At 70.1% G+C, this 18,221-nt stretch carries 29 protein-coding genes; 20 read left to right on the top strand and 9 right to left on the bottom strand.

The genetic code is table 11. The features are described 5' to 3' along the window. Window positions 1-5 precede the first annotated feature (5 nt). The 18 genes from WME98_RS50240 to WME98_RS50155 all read left to right on the top strand — a co-directional run bounded on the left by WME98_RS50240 (window position 6) and on the right by WME98_RS50155 (window position 11,143). Entirely contained in the window at window positions 6-542 is a 537-nt protein-coding gene (locus WME98_RS50240) for a hypothetical protein (protein WP_437948650.1), read from the top strand. A 166-nt stretch (window positions 543-708) separates the two neighbouring features. Continuing rightward, on the top strand, window positions 709-2,430 hold the full coding sequence (locus WME98_RS50235; protein WP_437948649.1) for a hypothetical protein: 1,722 nt from the start codon (window positions 709-711) through the stop codon (window positions 2,428-2,430). Next, window positions 2,420-2,962, top strand: coding sequence for a hypothetical protein (locus WME98_RS50230; RefSeq protein WP_437948647.1), 543 nt, complete (start codon window positions 2,420-2,422; stop codon window positions 2,960-2,962). The genes WME98_RS50235 and WME98_RS50230 overlap by 11 nt, the downstream gene beginning before the upstream one ends. After that, window positions 2,962-3,624, top strand: a complete 663-nt coding sequence (locus WME98_RS50225; protein ID WP_437948645.1) for a hypothetical protein — start codon at window positions 2,962-2,964, stop codon at window positions 3,622-3,624. Before WME98_RS50230 ends, WME98_RS50225 begins: the two co-directional genes overlap by 1 nt. Further along, a complete protein-coding gene (locus WME98_RS50220; protein WP_437948643.1) occupies window positions 3,621-4,172 on the top strand; it encodes a hypothetical protein in 552 nt (183 codons plus the stop codon). Before WME98_RS50225 ends, WME98_RS50220 begins: the two co-directional genes overlap by 4 nt. Further along, on the top strand, window positions 4,169-4,681 hold the full coding sequence (locus WME98_RS50215; RefSeq protein ID WP_437948641.1) for a hypothetical protein: 513 nt from the start codon (window positions 4,169-4,171) through the stop codon (window positions 4,679-4,681). The genes WME98_RS50220 and WME98_RS50215 overlap by 4 nt, the downstream gene beginning before the upstream one ends. Beyond that, the gene (locus WME98_RS50210) at window positions 4,678-5,061 is read left to right on the top strand and encodes a hypothetical protein (RefSeq protein WP_437948639.1); all 384 of its coding nucleotides are present in this window, start codon (window positions 4,678-4,680) and stop codon (window positions 5,059-5,061) included. The genes WME98_RS50215 and WME98_RS50210 overlap by 4 nt, the downstream gene beginning before the upstream one ends. Continuing rightward, window positions 5,061-6,305: a baseplate J/gp47 family protein gene (locus WME98_RS50205; protein ID WP_437948637.1), complete on the top strand. Its 1,245-nt coding sequence runs from the start codon at window positions 5,061-5,063 to the stop codon at window positions 6,303-6,305. Before WME98_RS50210 ends, WME98_RS50205 begins: the two co-directional genes overlap by 1 nt. A 1-nt stretch (window position 6,306) precedes the next feature. After that, a complete protein-coding gene (locus WME98_RS50200) occupies window positions 6,307-7,200 on the top strand; it encodes a hypothetical protein (protein ID WP_437948635.1) in 894 nt (297 codons plus the stop codon). Continuing rightward, window positions 7,197-8,051, top strand: coding sequence for a hypothetical protein (locus tag WME98_RS50195; protein ID WP_437948634.1), 855 nt, complete (start codon window positions 7,197-7,199; stop codon window positions 8,049-8,051). The genes WME98_RS50200 and WME98_RS50195 overlap by 4 nt, the downstream gene beginning before the upstream one ends. Further along, window positions 8,048-8,713: a hypothetical protein gene (locus WME98_RS50190; protein WP_437948632.1), complete on the top strand. Its 666-nt coding sequence runs from the start codon at window positions 8,048-8,050 to the stop codon at window positions 8,711-8,713. The genes WME98_RS50195 and WME98_RS50190 overlap by 4 nt, the downstream gene beginning before the upstream one ends. A gap of 283 nt (window positions 8,714-8,996) precedes the next feature. Then, the gene (locus WME98_RS50185) at window positions 8,997-9,296 is read left to right on the top strand and encodes a hypothetical protein (protein WP_437948631.1); all 300 of its coding nucleotides are present in this window, start codon (window positions 8,997-8,999) and stop codon (window positions 9,294-9,296) included. A 1-nt stretch (window position 9,297) separates the two neighbouring features. After that, complete coding sequence (locus WME98_RS50180) at window positions 9,298-9,513, top strand: hypothetical protein (RefSeq protein WP_437948629.1); 216 nt, start codon at window positions 9,298-9,300, stop codon at window positions 9,511-9,513. 3 nt (window positions 9,514-9,516) lie between these two features. Then, window positions 9,517-10,113 (top strand): hypothetical protein, encoded by a 597-nt coding sequence (locus WME98_RS50175; RefSeq protein ID WP_437948628.1) that lies wholly within the window; start codon window positions 9,517-9,519, stop codon window positions 10,111-10,113. Next, window positions 10,110-10,457 carry a hypothetical protein gene (locus WME98_RS50170; protein WP_437948627.1) on the top strand — a complete coding sequence of 116 codons (348 nt, stop codon included), beginning with the start codon at window positions 10,110-10,112 and terminating at the stop codon, window positions 10,455-10,457. The genes WME98_RS50175 and WME98_RS50170 overlap by 4 nt, the downstream gene beginning before the upstream one ends. Continuing rightward, the gene (locus tag WME98_RS50165) at window positions 10,454-10,639 is read left to right on the top strand and encodes a hypothetical protein (RefSeq protein ID WP_437948625.1); all 186 of its coding nucleotides are present in this window, start codon (window positions 10,454-10,456) and stop codon (window positions 10,637-10,639) included. The genes WME98_RS50170 and WME98_RS50165 overlap by 4 nt, the downstream gene beginning before the upstream one ends. Window positions 10,640-10,651: 12 nt before the next feature. After that, window positions 10,652-10,939: a hypothetical protein gene (locus WME98_RS50160; protein ID WP_437948624.1), complete on the top strand. Its 288-nt coding sequence runs from the start codon at window positions 10,652-10,654 to the stop codon at window positions 10,937-10,939. 9 nt (window positions 10,940-10,948) lie between these two features. Then, the gene (locus WME98_RS50155) at window positions 10,949-11,143 is read left to right on the top strand and encodes a hypothetical protein (RefSeq protein WP_437948623.1); all 195 of its coding nucleotides are present in this window, start codon (window positions 10,949-10,951) and stop codon (window positions 11,141-11,143) included. Here the strand turns inward: WME98_RS50155 and WME98_RS50150 are convergent. From WME98_RS50150 to WME98_RS50110, 9 genes are all read right to left on the bottom strand, one after another. Continuing rightward, entirely contained in the window at window positions 11,103-11,708 is a 606-nt protein-coding gene (locus WME98_RS50150; RefSeq protein WP_437948622.1) for a hypothetical protein, read from the bottom strand. The genes WME98_RS50155 and WME98_RS50150 overlap by 41 nt on opposite strands. Window positions 11,709-11,747: 39 nt before the next feature. Continuing rightward, window positions 11,748-11,918: a hypothetical protein gene (locus WME98_RS50145; RefSeq protein ID WP_437948621.1), complete on the bottom strand. Its 171-nt coding sequence runs from the start codon at window positions 11,916-11,918 to the stop codon at window positions 11,748-11,750. 53 nt (window positions 11,919-11,971) lie between these two features. Next, entirely contained in the window at window positions 11,972-12,502 is a 531-nt protein-coding gene (locus tag WME98_RS50140; protein WP_437948619.1) for a hypothetical protein, read from the bottom strand. After that, window positions 12,499-13,161 (bottom strand): hypothetical protein, encoded by a 663-nt coding sequence (locus tag WME98_RS50135; protein WP_437948618.1) that lies wholly within the window; start codon window positions 13,159-13,161, stop codon window positions 12,499-12,501. The genes WME98_RS50140 and WME98_RS50135 overlap by 4 nt, the downstream gene beginning before the upstream one ends. A 32-nt stretch (window positions 13,162-13,193) precedes the next feature. Further along, on the bottom strand, window positions 13,194-13,862 hold the full coding sequence (locus WME98_RS50130) for a hypothetical protein (RefSeq protein WP_437948617.1): 669 nt from the start codon (window positions 13,860-13,862) through the stop codon (window positions 13,194-13,196). An 82-nt stretch (window positions 13,863-13,944) separates the two neighbouring features. Continuing rightward, window positions 13,945-14,157, bottom strand: coding sequence for a hypothetical protein (locus WME98_RS50125; RefSeq protein WP_437948616.1), 213 nt, complete (start codon window positions 14,155-14,157; stop codon window positions 13,945-13,947). Then, window positions 14,154-14,609 carry a hypothetical protein gene (locus WME98_RS50120; RefSeq protein WP_437948615.1) on the bottom strand — a complete coding sequence of 152 codons (456 nt, stop codon included), beginning with the start codon at window positions 14,607-14,609 and terminating at the stop codon, window positions 14,154-14,156. Before WME98_RS50120 ends, WME98_RS50125 begins: the two co-directional genes overlap by 4 nt. Next, a complete protein-coding gene (locus tag WME98_RS50115) occupies window positions 14,606-14,800 on the bottom strand; it encodes a hypothetical protein (protein ID WP_437948614.1) in 195 nt (64 codons plus the stop codon). Before WME98_RS50115 ends, WME98_RS50120 begins: the two co-directional genes overlap by 4 nt. A gap of 106 nt (window positions 14,801-14,906) precedes the next feature. Further along, entirely contained in the window at window positions 14,907-15,146 is a 240-nt protein-coding gene (locus WME98_RS50110; RefSeq protein WP_437948612.1) for a hypothetical protein, read from the bottom strand. Between the two features lie 1,231 nt (window positions 15,147-16,377). On the opposite strand from WME98_RS50110, the gene WME98_RS50105 reads away from it, so the two are divergent. Both WME98_RS50105 and WME98_RS50100 read left to right on the top strand, forming a co-directional pair. Beyond that, window positions 16,378-16,713: a hypothetical protein gene (locus tag WME98_RS50105; protein WP_437954167.1), complete on the top strand. Its 336-nt coding sequence runs from the start codon at window positions 16,378-16,380 to the stop codon at window positions 16,711-16,713. Window positions 16,714-16,880: 167 nt separating this feature from the next. Continuing rightward, window positions 16,881-18,221: a diaminobutyrate--2-oxoglutarate transaminase family protein gene (locus WME98_RS50100; RefSeq protein ID WP_437954128.1), complete on the top strand. Its 1,341-nt coding sequence runs from the start codon at window positions 16,881-16,883 to the stop codon at window positions 18,219-18,221.

The following is an 18,221-nucleotide window of genomic DNA, read 5'->3' as shown; positions in this document are numbered from 1 at the left end:
AGGTCATGAGCAAGGTCGACATGAAGGGGTGGACCCCCGAGCAGATCAAGGCGTACCAGGAGGCCGAGGCCGCCTTGGCCGCCGAGGAGAGCGCGATCGCGGAGGCGCGCGCCCGCCAGGCGCGCGAGGCCGCCTCCCCGGAGGCGCTGGCCGAGAAGCTGCGCGAGCAGGCTGCGGCGGCGCGCGAGGCGCGGGCGCGAGCGGAGCGCGACGCGGAGGACGATGCGGCGTACCGCAAGGCCTGCAAGGAGCACGGCGGCGAGCAGCGTGTAGCGCGCACCCGCACCGTGGATGGATCCGTGATCCAGCGCGCCATGACCCGGCAGGAGCACGAGGAGTTCAGCGACCGGATTTCCGGGCTGGAGAGCGAGGCCGACGTCCTGAAGGTCGCGCGCGCGGCGACGCTCGACACGGTGGTGCACCCGCCGCGGCCGCGGATGCTCCAGATCCTCGAGCGGTATCCGCGGCTCTGGGTGCACCTCTACGCCGCGCGCGACGAGCTGATCACCGGGGTTCAGGAGGCGGCCCGGGGAAAAGGCTGAAGCTGTACGAGGAGGCCCGCGGGCGTCTCGAGGCGACCGCGGAGCTCCTCGCCGCGCTGCTCCCCCCGAGGCTCCGCGCGGACGACAAGGCCAGGGCCGCGCTCCTGTGGATCGCTGAGGTCGGCAGCAACCTGATCGGGTTCGAGAGGCAGAAGGGGCAAGCGTAGTGGAGTTCGTCGCCAAGCTCGATGACCAGATCTCTGAGCCCGCGGCCGCCGCCGCGTCGGCGCAAGAGGGTCTCGCGCAGGCGACGAAAGCGGCGGACGCGCAGCTGCGCGCACTCGACAGCACGCAGCAGAAGGCCGCGCGCCGCGCCGAGCTCTCCGCCAAGGCCTTCAACCCGAAGGCGTACCAGCAGCAGGTTCTCGCCGAGCGCCAGCTCGCCGCGGCGAAGGATGCAGCCCTGCAGAAGCTTGGGCTCGGACTCTCACAGAAGGAGAAGGACGAGGCCGCGGCGGCCAAGGCGGCTGAGGCCGAGCGAAAGAAGCAGTTCGACCCGAAGGTATATCAGCAGCAGGTCCTCGCCGAGCGCGACCTTGCCGCCGCGAAGGAGAAGGCGCTTCAGCAGCTAGGCCGCGGACTCTCGCAGAAGGAGAAGGACGAAGCCGCCTCGAAGAAGTCCGCCGAGGAGGAGAGCAAACGCTCGAAGAAGAAGTCCGCCGAGGAGCGCGAGCGCGCCCGTGAAGCGGCAGCCCAAAGGGCCAAGGGTCTCGCGCTCGCGGTTGGTGCGACGATGGGCGTCTCGGGGGGCCTCGGGCTGGCCAAGATCGCGATCGGCTACCAGGGCATGGCCCGGCTGCAGATGATCTCGTACCAGGCGAGCTTGCAGATGCGCTCGCTCTTCCGCGGCGTCGACTCGCGGCCGCTGGAGCGCGCCTATCTCCAGTTCACGAAGCTCTTCAGCCTGTCGACGACCACGGGCAAGGGCATCAGCAGCCTGATGACCCGCGGATTCAACGCGTTCTTCCAGGCCATCGAGAAGGCGGAGCCGTACGTCTCGGGGTTTGTTCGCGGCGCCTATGGCGGGGTGCTCGACCTAGAGTATGCCTGGCTCCAGGCGCGCGTCGCGTTGCTTCCGCTCACGGACGCCATCGACGACGCGAGCGGTGGACTCAGTGGGCTCGAGGTCGCGTCCGCCGCCGGCGCTGCTGGTGTGGCTGTCCTGACGGGGTATGCGGTAGTCGCCGCCGCCCCGTTTATCGCCCTTGCCGCCGCGATCGGGGCCGTGGTCGCCGCGGCCGATCAGCTCGCGGCGCTGCGTCGGGAGTGGGATGGCGACCTGATCTTGCGCTCGCTCGGCATCGGAGAGAGCGACGCGGACCGGATGAACCGGCAGTTCGACGAGGAGGCCGCCGCGAGACGGCGCGCCGGGAAGAAGTCCCTTGTGCGTGAGGTCGATCGGCTCCCGGTCGACAATGCACTCGTGGACGGGCGCAAGACCGGCGTGGCGATGGGCGCCGGCATCGTCACCGGGCTCAAGTCCAAGGAGGCCGAGGTCGCCGCCGCCGGCGGGGCGCTCGCCATGGCGGCCGACCGCGGTGTGCGGACGGCGGCGGACATACACAGCCCGTCGCGCCTCATGCGGCGGACCACGCAGCACATCGGGGAGGGCGCCCGGCTCGGCCTGAAGGACAAGGAGAAAGACGTCCAGGAGCAGGCCGCGGTGAGCCTCGTTCCTTCGCCGCGCGCAGCCGCCGCGGCGGGCTCCGGCGGCGCCAGCGGCGCGCCGGGGGGCGTCACGTTGTACTTCACGGGGGACATCAACGTTGGCGCCGGCCTCGACCGCCAGGAGGTCCGCGAGAGCTTCGACGAGGCGATGGCCGCGATGCTCCAGCAGGTTGGCGTGATGCTCGGCGCGCCGCGCGCGGAGGTGTCGAGTGCTGGTTGACAGCCCGATCGACAACCCGGCCGCGTGGGACTCGATCACCATCGACGGGATCGACACGCCGGGGACCTGCGCTCTCTCCGGCGGCGTTCGTCGCACGAAGATCGACCAGCAGGTCTCTCCGATGCAGTCGGGCTCGTTCTCGGTCACGCGAGGGCTGGAACTCGTGTCCGTCGACTACAAGGTTCGCGTCTGGACGACGGAGCAGTTCAACGAGCTCCAGACCCTGGCGGCGCGGCTCGCGGCGGCGCAGGAGAGCAGGCCGCCGCGGCAGCTGAGGCTCGTCGATATCGCGGTCGCGCACCTGAAGATGAATGGCGCCGAGGTCGCGTGGCTCGGCCCGATCGAGAACCCCAAGCCGGGCACGTGGACGCTGGGTTTCGGCTTCCTCCAGTGGAAGAAGAGGAAGCCGATCGGCGGCGTCGCGCGCCCAAAGGACGATCTCGACCGAGAGAACGAGGCGAAGGAGCAGCGGAACGCAGGGGTGCGGGCGCAGCTCGAGGCGCACAACGTCGCTCGCGCGAGGGGGCTCTGATGGCCTACCTGGTCGCCGGCATCGACCTCCAACGCGCGATCGCGGTGCTCCCGGACGTGGGGATCTGGTCCGTGCGCGCCAACCTCGTCGGCGGGAAGGCGCCGCCCCAGCGCGCCCGGGTGCAGGTGGTGCTCGGCGACCTGGTGCTGTCCGGGACCGTGCGCCACGCGGAGGTGTTCGCCGGGCGTGCCGAGGTCTTCATCGTCGGCGGCGCCGACCGTTGGGGCGACACGGTCCAGCGGCGCCCGTACCGTGCCGACAACGGGGTGCGGCTCGACCGGGTGGCCGGCGACCTCGCGCGAGACGCCGGCGAGACGCTGGCGCCCCTCGGCGCGCTCGCATCGGCCGTCGTGGGCTACGCGTGGGTCCGGCCGGAGGGCCCCGCGGTCGCCGCGCTGAACGAGCTCGGGCACCCCTGGTACGTGGACCTCGACGGCACGACGCGCATCGGTGCGCGGGCCGCCGTCGCCCGGAGCGGGCTGCGCCTCGGGGTCGACTACCGCCCTTCGTTGCGCCGCGCGATCATCACGAGCCCCGAGGACGCCTTCGCCGCGCTCGTGCCCGGCTCGGTCATCTCCGGCGACGGGTTCCCGACCCTGACCATCCGGGCCACGACGATCCGTGTCACGGACCGAACCGCCCTTGCCGAGGTGGATGTATGAGCGCCGCGCCCGACTTCGCTCGACTCCTGCGCTTCATCGAGGCTGGCATTCGGCGCTTGATGGCCTACTCGTTGGTCCACCCCTATCGGGTCATGAGCCAGAACGCGGTTTCTGGCCGACTGAGCCTCCAGGCCGTGAACGAGAGCGACATCCTGCTACCGCAGCTCGTCGAGGTCCCGAAAGCGCACGGGTCGCCCGGGATCGACGAGAAGTGCCGGCCGGGGACCATCGTGCTCGTGGGGTTCCAGGGCGGCAACCCGGGCGCGCCGTACATCGCCCACTACATCGAGCCCGTGCGACGCCCGGGGGAGGCGGAGACGCCACAGACGCCGCTCGAGCTCGAGCTCGACGCCGAGAACGAGATCCGCGCCGGCGCGGGGGCGACGCAGGGCGCGGCGCGCGTCAACGACACGGTGACCGTGCTGCTCCCGCCGGCGACGTTCGTCGGGACCATCGGCGGCTCCCCGGCGAGCGGGATGGTCATCTGGAGCCCCGGGCAGACCACCGGAACCATCACCAACGGCAGTGCGAAGGTGAAGATCGCATGATCACCGACTACGGCTCTCTGACCCTCGGGGCGGTGGTGCCGGGCGCGGCGAGCGCCGCGGCCGCGATCGACGTCGCGTGCGGGGTCGCCGCGCCGAACGTGTCCGCCCAGCTCGTGGCCCTCGCGAGTTTCACCCCGTCGGCGGGGCTCACCCTCGTGCAGCAGCTCCAGATCGCGCAGGACATCGTCTCGAATGTCCAGGAGGCGATCTCCCTCGGGCTCGAGTCCCCGAGCCTTGCTGCGCAGGCGGCGGCCGCGGCGGCCATCACGGCCGACCTGCAAGCGAAGCTCCTGACCGTGCAGGCGCAGGTCGACATCGCCCTGGAGCTCCAGGGCCTGCTCGCGACGGGCGGCGTGAGGTTGCTCAAGTTCGTTGGGGCCCAGAACGTCTTCGGCGCCGAGCTGGCCGCGGAGCTCGGCCCCGGCTCGGGCGCGACGTCCGCGCTGGTGCTGATCACGAACGGCGGCGCCGCGTGGACTGCTGTGCAGGGGGTCCTCAAGACGTCATGAGCGCCTACGGCGAGAGCATCAACATCGACAGCCCCACGTTCCGCCGGACGCGGGACCCAGCGCGCATCATCGCCCAGGCGATCGAGATGCGGCTGTCGACGCGGCGCGGGACCTACTTCGACGATCCGGACTACGGGCTGCTCCTCGACGACCTGCTCCTCGACGCGGCCCCGGCGGGCCGCCGCGCGCGCCTCGCCGCGGAGATCGCCGGCGAGATCGAGAAGGACGAGCGCGTCGAGAGCGCGACCGTCACGCTCGCCGCGGAGAGCAACGGCGGGGCGTCGTTCGCGGCCGATGTGACCCTCGTCGATGGGCAGGAGTTCCCGCTCACGATCTCGATTCAAGACTTGACCGTGGACGTCATCCTCAGAGGTGCTTGATGCCGACGCCGCTCGATGACCTGTTGACCGACCTGACACCCGAGGAGATCTTCGAGGACCTCCTGGCGATCGCGAAGGCGCTCGGGCTCTCGACGAGCGCGTGGCAACCGGGTGAGCCGATCCGCGGCGTCATGTCCGTATTCTCGCGGTGGACTGCGCCCCTGTGGAACGGCCAGGTCCTGCCCGCCCTCCGTGCGCTCTTCCTCGACAAGGCCTCCGGGGACTGGCTCACGCTGGTTGCGTGGTGCTTCTACAAGGTCTGGCGCAAGGAGGCGACGTTCGCGAGCGGCCCGGCGATCACCGTCGAGAACCAAGAGGGCGGGTTCTGGGAGATCAACCCCGGCGACATCCGGTTCGAGGTCGCTGGCAAGACGTACACGAACATCGACGGGGGCACGCTTCCGGCGTGGACCGGCACCGGCGCCTTCCCGACGCTCGACCTGCTCTTCGTCGCGGACGAGGCCGGGACGGACAGCGATCTCGACCTCGCTGACGTGCCGGTGTATCCCGACGCGCCGCTGCTCGCGCCCGGCGCGGGCATCTACCTCCGCGCGGGCAATGGCATGCTCCTCGGCCAGGACGAGGAGCAGGACGAGGATCTCAAGGAACGCTGCCGGCTCTCGACGGGGCCGCTCTCGCCGGCGGGCCCGCGAGCGGCGTACCAGTACGTCGCGCTCTCGACGCGGCGGCCGGCGGCGGACGAGGCCGTCACGATCGAGCGGTTGCTCGTCTCCCAGGCGGGGGACATCGGGGTCAACGTCAACCGCGCCCTCGTGCGCAACATGGGGGGCGGGGTGATCGACGTGCGGCTCGCCTCGCCGTCGGGCGCGGCGTCTGGAGACGTCGCCACGGCGGGGACCGACGTCTACCTGGTGAACCAGGCGATCCAGCTGCTCGCGGTGCCGATGGGGCTCACGGTGAACGTGTCATCCGCGGACGAGGAGGAGCTTGCGATTGACCTGGAGATCGACGTGCTCCGCGAGAGCAACGTCACCAAGGCGGCCGCAGAAGCCGCCGCGGAGAAGGCCGTCAACGACTTCTTCCGGCGCTTCCCGATCGGTGGGCGGAAGGTGACGGAGAGCAGCGTCCGGTTCGTGGTCATGAGCGAGGTGCGCGCGATCGCGAAGGCGGCGTCGCCAGGGATCTACCGGGTCACGTCGACGCCGCCGGATGACCAATCGATCTTGGTGACCGACGTCGTCGCACCCACCGTGACCGCAACAGCCACGCTCGTGGAGCAGTGACATGGCGCTGATCGACAAGCTCGAGAAGATGCTCCCAGGGTGGATGGTCGAGCGCTCGCACTGGCTCGCGCTCGGGGGCACGCTCGCGGCCGTCATCGACGCGCTGGTCGAGGGCGTGCAGGACGGCGTCCTCGGGGCGCTGCCAGGTCAGATCGACGACCTGCCCTTCCTCGGCGGGTTCGCCGGCACCGACGGGCTCCCGCTCATCGGGCGCGACCGGCGCATCCCTCGCGGCCTGCTGGAGACGCCGGGCGTGCACGCGGCGGCGCTCCGGGACTGGCGCGGGATCCACCGGCGGGCGGGGCTCGCGTTCGGCTTCCTGTCGCAGGTGCGGCGCGTGCTCGGGCCGAGCTTCCCGCGCGTGCGGTTGGTGAGCGGCGCAGGTGTCTGGCACACGATCGAGGCCGACGGGGCGATGAAGCTGCACACCCCGGCCGGGACCGGGTTCCAGATCTCCGCGCAGGGCGTGTCGACGCCGCTCACCACGCCGGCGCACCCCTGGGACTGGGACGGCTCCGGCAACGTGTTCCAGGCCTTCCTGATCGTCTATGCGCCCGTCGACGGCCTCATCCCGGCGAACGAGGGGACGTGGGGTGACGGCTCGACGCGGTGGGGTGGAGAGGGCGCGCCCGGCGGAGGCCTCATCGGCATCGACTCGACGCTCGCGCTCGTCAACCAACTCCGCGGGCTCGTCGGAGAGTTCGGCGCGCTGGGCGTGACGATACCCTGGATCGTCGTCGCCTTCGACGCGGACAGCTTCGACCCGGAGACCCCAGGGCCGTATCCGGCCGCTGGGATGCCGGACGGTACATGGGGGCGCGCCGGCCGGCTCGTCGGCGGTGTCTACACGCGAACGCGCCTGAGCACAGCGCGGTACGTGAGAGGTGTCTTATGAGCACGGTGACGGGTAACAGCGCTGCTTATCACGCGTCGGTCGATGTTCCGGACGACGGCGACGAGCGCGACGCGGCGGCGGTCCTCGTCGTCGCCGAAGCGGCGATGGACAACACAGCGTTCCTCTATGAGAGGGTCCTCGGCGGCGGAGAGATCATCAACGTCGGCGGCATCAACGCGGCGGGGAGCGCCGACATCGCCGGGAGCGCCCACGTCGGCGGCAACATGACGGTGGACGGGCTGCTCACCGCGCAGAACGTCAACACGAACACGCTGCAGGCCGCCGTGCTGGTCAACGCTGGCAACGTCGTCAGCGACTCGAACGTCACGGCGGGGGTCGGCTTCTTCGTCGCGGAGCGCACCGTGACGGTCGCGATCGACGGGCCAGCGGAGACCGATGAAGGCTGGGAGCTCGACCGGGCGACGAATGATTTCTTCTGGGTGTCGACGACGACGAGCCAGCGACGCCTCCGGATCCACCTGAACGGCGTCATCCCTCGCAATGCCAACATCACGCAAATCGTCGCCAGGTTCAAGGGCGCACCCGGTCACGCCGCGCTGCCGGGAGGGATGCCGGACCTCATCCTCTACAGGAAGCGGATCGGAACTACCGGGGCCGCATCTGGCGTCGTCGACAGCACGAACGACGGATCCGCGAGCACCACCGCGTATCAGGCGGAGCACAATATCACTCTCACCCTGGGGACGTCCCACACGGCCGACACGTCGACGCACTCCTACTATGTAGTCATAACCAGCGAATCGGACGGCGGCGGCCCGTACGCGATCGCCGGGGCGGAGTTCTACGGGCTGCTCGTCACCTACACGTACACGAGGGTGGACAGGATATGAGCTGGATCCGCGACAAGCTTCTCGGCCTCCGGGCCGTGTTCTTCGGTGGGGAGCAGCTCCCGGAGCGCGGCGCGCTGGAGTTCGCGGGCGACGGCGTCGAGGTTGAGGACGACCCGATCAACAAGCGCACGAGGGTGACCGTCTCCGGCGGGGGCGCTGAGGGCGACGTCGACCCGAACCCCAACACGATCCTGCAGCGCGGTGCCGACGGCGAGGGGCGCATGTCGAGGGTCGTCGCGGAGGAGCTCATTACCTGGGTCAAGACCAAAGACGCTGCTGCGAATACGCAGATGCTGTACGAGCTCCCCGTCGCCCCGCCGCGGTCTCACAGGTGGACGGTGTCGGAGGTGTACTTCATCCCGGCAGAAAGCCTTGAGCCTGATGATACTAATTACGCAATCCTAGGCGTACACATCTACTCTCTTGAGACTGGAGACTACATCGAGACAATCGCCGTTGCCGAGACGAAGGAAACCGGACCCAACGCTACAGGGTACTGGCTGGCGCACCGAAAGGTGCAGCTTACGCTGCAGTCGGGTGCGCTCCTTGGCCCGGCACAAGATACAGAGTATCTAGCAGTGACGCTTTTGAAGGCGGGCTCTGGCGTGGTCGTCCCTGCGGGCTTGTTGGTGATCGTTCAGCAGCCCTGGGAGGAGGAGTAACATGGCCATCACCGACGCGATCGGCGGACGGCGCGGCCCGCAAGGTCCGGAAGGGCCTCAGGGCCCGCAAGGCGCGACGGGTCCGACTGGCCCTACGGGGCCCACGGGCGTGGCCGGGGCCGACGGCGAGCAAGGCCCCGAGGGGCCGGTCGGGCCCACCGGACCCTCGGGGCGGTCGTGGGTCATCAGCGGCATAAACGCGCTCGGCACCAGCGGAACACGCTACTTTTTCGTTAACTCATGGGCGAATCAGGCCGCGCCCACGAACGTTAAACGAGCGCGCATGCCGATGCGAGCGAGGTTCACGGAGCTGATGTTGACGAACTCGACGCCGGGTTTCTCGAGCGACGGGACAGGTCAGTACACGATCTCTGTCTGCCGCGTCGCGGCGGACGTTGCGACCGTCACCCCTCTTGCGATGACGTTGGGGGTGCTAGCTCGCACGGGCGATGCAGTAGGGGATTCCGGCATTTTCGAGAAGGGAGAGGAGTTCGCCTTTCAAATCGTTCTGTCGGGAACGGTGACGAATAGCCCAACCGACACAGAGCTTACAGCCGTCATGGAGCCGGTAGAGGAGGATTGATATGTCGATGCATCGATTCCTGCGCAAAGGGCCTGACGCCGCGGACTTGAACTTGAACTATCTTCCGGCGGGCGTGTCGGTCGCGGTGATGCCGCTGGATCCGCCCCAGACCTGTGACATGTTCCTGAGCGACGACGCCGCGCTTGGGGACTTGAAGCAGGCCGTCGCCAAGGAGTGGCAGTACGTGGGCCTCGTCGAGCCCGTCGAGGAGGGCTGACGCGTGACTGCCTACCCCCGCGCCGGCGAACCGGAGCCCATCACGCACGTGCTCGTGGACGACGAGGGCACACCCCTCGTGGGCGCCTCCGTCACCGTCCGCGTCCGGCGCTCCGACGGGCTTTGGCTCGACTGGGCGGACGGCACGTACGGCGCGCGGGGCGCGGTCGCGCAGCTCGACGAGATCATGCTCGAGCTCGACGAGCCGGGCGTCTATGAGGCGACGTGGCCCGGCGGTCCGGACGGCACGCGTTACCGGGCCTTCGTCGCCGTCGACGGCACCGTGCGCGGCGTCCTCGAGATCCACGTGGGAGGCCTCGCCGCGCCCGGCGACGAGATGGCGCTCGAGGCGGCCGCGGTCGCCGCCGTGCAGGCAGGCCGCGCCACCGCCGCCGCGCTCGCCGAGGTCGCGAGCGACGCGGAGATCGCCCGGAAGGCGCTCGACAACCGCCAGGAGGTCGACGACGTCGGCGGCGGCCGGTGCATCACCTACGACGACGACGGGGAGACGCCCTGGAGGACGAGGACGCTGCGCGACGGCTCTGGCAACGCGATCGCGCTGGGCGCCGGGGTCCCGGCGAGGAGGGGCGCGCCGGAATGAGCTGCTCGAGCGCCATCCCGAAGTACTGCACGCGCCAGGGCGCGTGCGACCCGGTCGCCTTGCGCGTGGTGATCGCCTCGAGCGACGCCGTCCCGGACCTCACGCTGGTGACGGCCGTCGAGCTCTCAGCGCTCGACCGGCGCGCCGAGCCGGCGACGCGGGAGACCTGGACGACGACGATCCTCGAGCAGGCCGAGGACGAGCTCGTCGTCGAGCACCGCTACCAGGAGGCCGACACGGCCGCCGCGCGGACGTGGCGGATCACGCCGTGGATGACCATCAGCGGGGCCGCGAACCCGGTCGCCGCCGCGACCTTCGACTTGCAGGTGATGGCGCGTCCATGAACCTGCTGGGCCTGCTGTCGCAGCTCGGGAGCGCCCTCGTCTCGCTCGGTCTGGGGGGGCCGGGCGAGCAGGAGCGCGAGGCGATCCCGTGCCCGGAGGTGCGCGCGACGGCGGACGCGCACACGATCGTCGAGGTCACCGCCGATAGCCACACCGTCGTGCAGGTCACGGCGGACTGCTGAGGAGCCCCCCACATGAAGCCGAAGCCGATCATCCCGACCGAGCCCCCTCCGCCGCCCCCGGCGCGCGCCCCCGAGGAGCCCATCCCCGAGGACGAGCCCCCACCGACGGTGCCGCCCACGCAGCGCCCGACGCCGCCGCCCCACGCCCCCTCGCAGCGCGCCGGCGGCCGCGCCAAGGTCCGCCGCATCGAGAGCCCGCCCGAGGGGACCCCGGTCATCATCGACCGTCAGCGCGGCAGCGCCCGCGCCCAGGCCGGCATCCACAGCGCGGGCCTCGCCGGCGTCCACCTGCTCGGCTGAGCCGCCGCGGTGTGGCCGGCGCTCGCCGTCGCTCTGCTGCTGCTCGCCACGGCGGAGAGCGCGGCGATCGTCGCCCTCGCGCTGGTGATCAGGGACCTCGAGCGCGAGCTCGAACGGCGCGCCGCGGCCGAGGAGCTGCCCCCGGAGCCCGAGCCGGCGCCGCCTACCCCTCGCCGCCCGGTCGGGTTCCGCCCGCCGGGGTGAGCAGCGAGCGCAGCTGCAGCACCACCAGCACGGCCCCGATCACGCCTGCCTGCGCGGCGACGACGGCCCATCCCCACCCGAGCTCGGCCCACGCCTCGGTCAAGCCGAGCGGCCCCGCGAGCGCGATTACGTCTCCGCCGGCGAGCACGAGCGCGCAGGTCTCCGAAACGCCTGCGGTTTTCGGCGAGCGCCAGAATGTGAGCGCGGCGAGCCCCTGCAAGACCAGAGACTGCGCGTGCGCCGCCTTCGGCACCCACGCCCAGAACACGTCGGGCCAGAGCATCGCGGGCAAGCACCACGCGGTCCAGATGACGGCCACGTCGCCGGCTGTGTGCCGCGCGTCCCGCCGGGCCAGCACCCGCAGCGCGCACCACGCCGACAGCGCCGGCGCGGCGAGGTAGAGCGCGAGCTCGACCTGCGGCGGGAGCTTCAGCGCCGCCCGCGCCACGTCGCCGGCGAGCACGCCCCCGAGCGCCCAGGCGAGCGGCCGGTGGGCGGCGGCCCGCCAGGCGATGATGGCGGCCAGAACCACGGCCGCGCCGATGATGAGCCGGGGGACGATCACTCGCCGCGTCGCTCCTCGAGCGCCCCCCCCCGGCCGCCCTCACTCCTCCTCGGTCACCAGCTCAAGAATCGCGCTCTCGAACTCGTCCTCGTCCCAATCCGCCGCCGCGGCCCGCTCCCGCGCCTCGTTCAGCAGGGTCCGGATCTTCTTCGCCGTCTCGTACTTCAGCATCTCCATCGCCTGCCGCTCCTCGATCTGCTCGATGGTCATCGCCGCACCTCTTGATGGATGGTCGGTGTTCTTTTTTTTTCGACCGGATGCGCCTACCAGCCGAACCGGGCGGAGGCCGTCGGCTCCCAGCTGATCCCCTCCCAGGCGAGGGTGTTCACGTAGCGCGCGCCGAGGCCGAAGCTCATCGACGCCCCCGGCGCGGGCTCGTACGTCAGCCCCGCCTGCGCGCGCGGGAACAGACCCCAGTACCGCAGGCACAGGTGCCAGTCGTTGCAGACGGGGATCCGCCCGGCGTCGAGCGCGAGCCCGCCGCCCACGCGCCAGCTCTCGCTGATGCGGTAGTCGGCGCCGAGCTCCGGGCCAGCGAGAACGCCGAGCCAGCGGAACGACGAGAAGTCGAACGCCGCCACGGCGAGGCCGACCGAGACCCGGCCGCGCTCCGACGCAGGCCACCACCGGCGCGCGGCGATCGTGGGCGTCCAGCCGCCTGTCGGGTGCCGGTCGCCGAGCGCGACGTGCGTCGCCCCGAGCTCGACGGACCAGGGGCGCTCGTTACGACGCTCCTGCGCGGCGGCCGAGCCGACGAGGAGCAGGACAGCGGCGAGGGCCGCGCCCGCTCTCAACGGTCACCGCCCGGTTCGTCCCCCGGCGTCTGGCCAGGCGGGCCGCTCGGGCCGGCAGGGCAGCCCCAGGACTCCGGTTGCTCCGACAGCGGGCAGAGCACGGGCAGCAGGCCAGGGAACGCGCCACCGGGCAGAGGGCCTGGCATCGCGATGAGCGTGCGGGCGATATCCTCGTCAGACCACGCCTCCGGGTCGGTGACGAGCGGATCGTCGACGTGCTCGGCACGGTACCGCACCGAGGTCTCGGAGAAGCACTGCGACAACGGACCGCCGAACTTCTCCTCGAGCTTCGCCTTCGCCTGACCGTTCGCGAGGTGCGCCACGGCCTCGTTCATCTCGTCGACGCAGTTCACGTACGTGAGCTCTGGATGCGCCAATAGGCATTCGAGCAGGTTGGTGACGGTCCTGACCGACACCTCCACAAGGGAGTTGTCGTCGCGGTAGCACATGACCCTGCCGATCTCGTCGTCCGGCGGCCGCCTCCCGGCCCACTCCAAGGCGCGCCTGTTCATCGCGTAGTTGACCACGCGCGCCTTCGCCGCGGCGGACCAACCGGAGACGGCTGTCGTGAGCCTGTCCATGTCATCGCCGTCAGGCACAGAGCACCCACAAGCCACGACGGTCCCGACGAGCAGCACGGTTACCAAATGTCGTCTCATCACACTCTCTCCTTTCGGTTGCGCGCGGAAGCTCACGGGTAGTCGCCCCCGGTGGTCTCGCCGGGACCCTCGCCGGGCGGTCCGGACGGCGTCCCGGGGCAGCCCCACGCGTCCGGGTGCGCGGCGAGCGGGCAGAGCACGGGGAGCAGCCCCGGGGGAAGGCCTCCTGGGAGGGGCGGCGGCGTCTCGGAGCTGATGAGCGCCTCGACGGTGTCGTCGAGCGTGACGGCGTCGGGGTCGACGCAGTCCTGCGGCAGCTTCTCCGGCTCGTAGCGGGAGTCCCAGACGTAGCGGCACTCGCCGGCGAGCCCCAGGCGATCGAACGACGCCTGGGCGCGCCGCTGCATGGTGAGCGTCCACGCATCGACGCACGAGACGTACTGCGCCTCCACGACGCTCGTGCGTAGGCACCGCAGCAGGTCACGGACCGTGAGAGATTCCCCGAGCTGCGACCAGGAGCCGACCTTGTCGCCGTTGCGCACCCTGCACTCGTACTTCCCGACCTGCTCATTCTCGTCCCGGCCGTTCAGGTACTGAATGGCCTTCGCGTTCATCGTCATGAGCTTCCAGGCTTCCCCCTGCGCGCCGGGGAGCGACGCCACCATGTCGCGCAGGCTGGCGCGGTCATCGGGGTCCACGATCGAGCACGCGGTCGCGATGCTCGCCGCCGCCATCACCATCAAGATCAACAGCCTCTTCATCTCGTCTCCGTCTCCCGCACGCGCACACGCGCGGGCGCCCGACCCCGCACGCAGGGGCAGGCGGCCGCGGACGCTCGCGGCGTCAGCGCGCGACCGGCTCCAGCTCGAGCTCCGCCAGCTCGGCCTCGGGGAGCTCGTCGCACTCCCGCTCGGCGATGCACTCGCTCTCGCAGTCCGCGCGGCCCCACCCGCAGAGCTTCCGGCACGCGGTGCGGCACGAGTCCGCGGTATCCGGGGCCATGCACGCGGCGACGACCAGCGCCGCCGCGGCGACGACGACGACGAGGAGCTTCACCGCCCCCTCTGCTCGCGCTCGCGCGCCAGCTCGCGGGCGGCGGTGGCGCCGCTCGCTGGACGGGCGTTCGGCGCGGTTGCGCCACGGGTGTGCTCGAGAACGCCACAGGCCTCCGTCGCGCCGCCCGAGGGCGACAGCGCGCGACCGAGCGGGACGACGCCGCCACCGAGCGCCGTGCGGGGCCTGCGCGGCTCCGGGCGACGCGCCGCCGGCGCGGCCTCTGCGAGGCGAAGGATCGGCAGCGGGATCACCGCCACGCCGAACAGGAGCATGGCGACCCGCGGGTGCATGGTCGCGAGCTCGCCGAGCGTCGGTCCCGCCGGCGCAGGATTCGCGTAGATGACCGACGGCGGCAGGCGCCGCTCGACCGACCAGGTCTGCCCCTTCAGCCAGTCCCAGGACGAGCGGCCGCTCTTGAACCCGACGCGCTGCACCACGGGCGCGGCCGTCATCGCGAGCCCCCTTCGCCGCCCTCGGCCAGCTCGTCGGCCGCGGCCTCGAGCGCGTCCCACCCGAGCGACGTCGCGAGGAGCTGCCGTCCGACGAGGGCCAGCGCCGCGGCGGCCTCCGGGTCGTCGCTGCTGGCGTCGACTGGAGGGCAGGGGAGGGTCCCCCAGGGGACCGCCTCGGGGCGCTGCCCCAACGCTGCCCCAAAAACGACATTTCGCGTACTTACGCGCCGCCGTCCGGATGAATGCGTCGCGTCGACCGATCCGGAAACCGGCGCGATCCCGGCAGACGGCGCCTCATCAGGCGGGTTCGAATCCCGCTGGGGACGCTGCCTGTACTGCACGCGCCTTGTTGCCCTCGACAGCGACGACGGCTTCCAGGGCGACGGCGCCCTCGATCCGGTAGCGCTTGCCCTCCGGGGTCTCGATGGGCGTGAACCGCAGCGGGCCTCCGAGGATCGTCTCGAGCGCCTTCCGAGCTTCCTCGGGGCTCCGCTCCAGCATCGCGACGCCGCCGCCGGGGCGCGCAGGGCGCGTCAAGGGCGGCGCAGCCGCCGAGCCCTGCGAAGGAACCCTTGACGCATCCGAGCACCCCGGCACGCTCAGGACGCGATGGGCCGGCCATCACGCCCGTGACCGAGGCCCGCTCACCGTCGCGATGGCCATCCGCCAGGCCGAGCGAGAGAGCATCAACCAGCTTGATTCTCAACAAGCGATGTACGCCAAGCATGCCAGCGAGCGGGTGCCTACTTCGCTTTCGTTGGCTGAGACGACCCAGCGCGAGCACGCTTTGCTGACACGATAGAGAACTGGAATCTCTTCGTGCCCCGTGCGCATCGCTCGCCTCGGGTGGAACCTCCGCACCTGGCTCGCGCAGCTGCAGCAGCCTGCCGAGGTCGTGCGCTGGGAATGGAAGCGCTTCCGACAAGCCTTCGTCTTCCTTGCGGCCCTTACCACCGACGGCGGCGAGGGTTTCGCATCGGATGCAGCGCTCCCGACGAGCCTTCGTCTTCCTTGCGGCCCAGGCATTCATCGGGCGCGTCAGGTCTGGCTCCGCTTCGCTGGCTCGCTGCGCTTCGTGCATACGCTCTTCGCCGCTCTCCTCGGCTTGTCGTCATAGCGTTGACACCGCCCCGCAACGCACGCGTCGCATGCGTATCGCTTTCAAGCGCCGCTTGCAGCGGATACGTGTGTCCTCAGCCAGGGTAAAGAGCCTCCTCGAGCGGCGTTGGGCCCGTTCCGCTCGTCCACGTCCCCCTCATTGCCGCTCGAAGCTCGCCGCAGCAGCACTGAAAATGTTGGGGCTGCCTACACATGGTTGACTCGTAAGTAAAGAAAAGCTGAGGCTGCCTAAGTAAAGAAATGTTAGGGCGGCCTACATATCATTGACTTCGTGAGCAAAGGCGGGTCATTTCTTCTGAGCGGTGAAGAACCGGATCGAGGGCAAGTCGGCGGCGGAGATCTCGCGCATGACGGGGCTTTCACCAAACAAGGTGGCCTCGCGCTTGCATGGGCACGCTGCGCGCTCCGTGAGGCGCGCGCTTCGTGAGGACTTGACTGCGCGAGAGCGCGCGCTAGAGCATCGACCAGATTGATTTCTTGAAAAGTCTGAGCGGTCCGATGGCCGATGGCCGATGGCCGATGGCCGATGGCCGATGGTCGATGGAAGGATCGACAGGTTCGCATGGCCATGATCTCGTCCGCACCAAGAGGTGCATGGATGGAACGATAGTCGCCGCCGGTTGAGCTGTCGTGGCAGGAGCAGTCGCTGATGAAGCCGTTGACACGCGTAAGGACACTGTTCGGCTTTCTCAGGCTGCACCGGCACGAGCTGTTCGACGAGGCATTCCAAGAGCAGCTCGAGAGCAAGCCTTGGGGGCAGCGAGCTCGGCGCCCCGACTCGTTCAGCAAGCGCCACTTCAAGGTTGACCTGCGCGCCACGACGATCACGTGTCCGGCAGGACAGGTCGAAGTGTCCGAACCAGGCGACACGGTCGATATCGCGGCGCGGAAAGGGCACAGCGCGCGCTACCTCGACACCAGGAGAAACCTGTTCGCTGGCCGGCGAGCGCGATTGGTCGAGGCGCTCCTGGTCACGACGATATGACGGGCGGCGGACAGTGGGCCGTCTAGCTGCGCGTCGATTGTGTGTCGACCTGCCCCCACACGTGGAGCTCGTGAGAGGCCCCCGTTCAGGAAATACGCTCGGTGTACGGCTGGTCGCGCGCCGGCGGCGCCAAGGAGGAGTGATCGATGTTGTCAGCAGACATGTCCATGGTCGCCGGCCTCGCCAAGACAGCAGATGATTTGTACGAGTCCGTCAAGCGACGTGAGTCCAGCGCACGGACCTACGCGTCGTCGTTCGACACGGTGTTCGAGAGCGGGACGGGCATCCGCATGCGCGACCGGTTCGGGCGCGAGTTCATCGATTGTCTGGCCTGCGCCGGCGCTCTGCCGCTCGGGCACAATCACCCGGAGATCCGAGAAGCACTCTTACACTTCATCGACTCGGGTCACGTGCAGCAGGTCCTGGATCTGACCACGCCGGCCAAGTGCGAGTTCCTCGACGAGCTGTTCGGCCTCTTACCAGACAAGTGGGCCGCCCGGGCGAAGGTCCAGTTCTGCAGTCCGAGCGGGTCCGATGCGGTCGAGGCGGCGATGAAGCTGACGCGCATCGCTACGGGTCGCCAGCCAATCATCGCCTTTCACGGCGCGTACCACGGTATGACCGGCGGCGCGCTGGCCGCGATGGGAAATCTCACCCCCAAGGCGGGGCTGCCCGGTGCGGCTGGCGGTATCCACTTCGCGCCGTATCCGTACCGGTACCGCTGCCCGTTCGGCACCGACGGGCGCGACACCGACCAGCTCTCGATCCACTACTTGCGAAATCTGTTGTGTGATCCGGAGAGCGGGATTCCCCGTCCAGCGGCAGTCATCGTCGAGGTCGTCCAAGGAGAGGGAGGGTGCATCCCGGTCTCGGACGACTGGCTACGCCAAGTGCGGCAGCTTACCCGCGAGCTCGAGATCCCGCTCGTCATCGACGAAGTGCAGACCGGATTCGCCCGGACCGGGACCATGTTCGCGTTCCAACGCGCGCGCATCGTGCCCGACGTGCTCATCCTGTCCAAAGCTGTCGGCGGTGGTTTCCCGCTGTCGGTCGTCGTGTACGACGAGGCGCTCGATCTGTGGTCCCGCGGCATGCACGCCGGAACGTTCCGCGGTAACCAGATCGCGATGGTGGCCGGGAAGGTCACGATGCAGATCTTGCGACGCGATCGGCTCGCCGAGCACGCAGCGGAGATGGGTGAGCTGCTCATGACGGGTCTGCGCCGGATCGCGAGCGACCACCCGGAGCTGGGAGACGTGCGCGGGCGCGGGTTGATGGTCGGCGTCGAGGTCGTGGAGCCGTCGCCCGGCGCGCGTCGCGGACGGCACGACGGAGTGCTGAGCGCGGCGATCAAGCGAGCGGCGTTCGAGAACGGCTTGATCGTGGAGACCGGGGGCCGGCGTGGCTCCGTGCTCCGGCTGCTCCCGCCGCTGATCGTGACGAGGTCCGATGTCGGCGAGATCCTCGACCGCCTCGAGGCGGCGGTCGTCCGCGCCAAGCGGCAGTGA

Source organism: Sorangium sp. So ce296 (assembly GCF_051529605.1).
Classification (GTDB): domain Bacteria; phylum Myxococcota_A; class Polyangia; order Polyangiales; family Polyangiaceae; genus Sorangium; species Sorangium cellulosum_D.
The sequence above is the reverse complement of the archived record's forward strand: the minus strand, read 5'-3'. Positions and strand labels throughout refer to the sequence as shown.

Bases quoted from the DNA above. Each gene is read 5' to 3' on its own strand.
- WME98_RS50240 (WP_437948650.1), top strand. From the start codon at position 6: ATGAGCAAGGTCGACATGAAGGGGTGGACCCCCGAGCAGATCAAGGCG.
- WME98_RS50225 (WP_437948645.1), top strand. From the start codon at position 2,962: ATGGCCTACCTGGTCGCCGGCATCGACCTCCAACGCGCGATCGCGGTG.
- WME98_RS50220 (WP_437948643.1), top strand. From the start codon at position 3,621: ATGAGCGCCGCGCCCGACTTCGCTCGACTCCTGCGCTTCATCGAGGCT.
- WME98_RS50215 (WP_437948641.1), top strand. From the start codon at position 4,169: ATGATCACCGACTACGGCTCTCTGACCCTCGGGGCGGTGGTGCCGGGC.
- WME98_RS50210 (WP_437948639.1), top strand. From the start codon at position 4,678: ATGAGCGCCTACGGCGAGAGCATCAACATCGACAGCCCCACGTTCCGC.
- WME98_RS50205 (WP_437948637.1), top strand. From the start codon at position 5,061: ATGCCGACGCCGCTCGATGACCTGTTGACCGACCTGACACCCGAGGAG.
- WME98_RS50200 (WP_437948635.1), top strand. From the start codon at position 6,307: ATGGCGCTGATCGACAAGCTCGAGAAGATGCTCCCAGGGTGGATGGTC.
- WME98_RS50195 (WP_437948634.1), top strand. From the start codon at position 7,197: ATGAGCACGGTGACGGGTAACAGCGCTGCTTATCACGCGTCGGTCGAT.
- WME98_RS50190 (WP_437948632.1), top strand. From the start codon at position 8,048: ATGAGCTGGATCCGCGACAAGCTTCTCGGCCTCCGGGCCGTGTTCTTC.
- WME98_RS50185 (WP_437948631.1), top strand. From the start codon at position 8,997: ATGCCGATGCGAGCGAGGTTCACGGAGCTGATGTTGACGAACTCGACG.
- WME98_RS50180 (WP_437948629.1), top strand. From the start codon at position 9,298: ATGTCGATGCATCGATTCCTGCGCAAAGGGCCTGACGCCGCGGACTTG.
- WME98_RS50170 (WP_437948627.1), top strand. From the start codon at position 10,110: ATGAGCTGCTCGAGCGCCATCCCGAAGTACTGCACGCGCCAGGGCGCG.
- WME98_RS50165 (WP_437948625.1), top strand. From the start codon at position 10,454: ATGAACCTGCTGGGCCTGCTGTCGCAGCTCGGGAGCGCCCTCGTCTCG.
- WME98_RS50160 (WP_437948624.1), top strand. From the start codon at position 10,652: ATGAAGCCGAAGCCGATCATCCCGACCGAGCCCCCTCCGCCGCCCCCG.
- WME98_RS50145 (WP_437948621.1), bottom strand. From the start codon at position 11,918: ATGACCATCGAGCAGATCGAGGAGCGGCAGGCGATGGAGATGCTGAAG.
- WME98_RS50135 (WP_437948618.1), bottom strand. From the start codon at position 13,161: ATGAGACGACATTTGGTAACCGTGCTGCTCGTCGGGACCGTCGTGGCT.
- WME98_RS50130 (WP_437948617.1), bottom strand. From the start codon at position 13,862: ATGAAGAGGCTGTTGATCTTGATGGTGATGGCGGCGGCGAGCATCGCG.
- WME98_RS50120 (WP_437948615.1), bottom strand. From the start codon at position 14,609: ATGACGGCCGCGCCCGTGGTGCAGCGCGTCGGGTTCAAGAGCGGCCGC.
- WME98_RS50105 (WP_437954167.1), top strand. From the start codon at position 16,378: ATGAAGCCGTTGACACGCGTAAGGACACTGTTCGGCTTTCTCAGGCTG.
- WME98_RS50100 (WP_437954128.1), top strand. From the start codon at position 16,881: ATGGTCGCCGGCCTCGCCAAGACAGCAGATGATTTGTACGAGTCCGTC.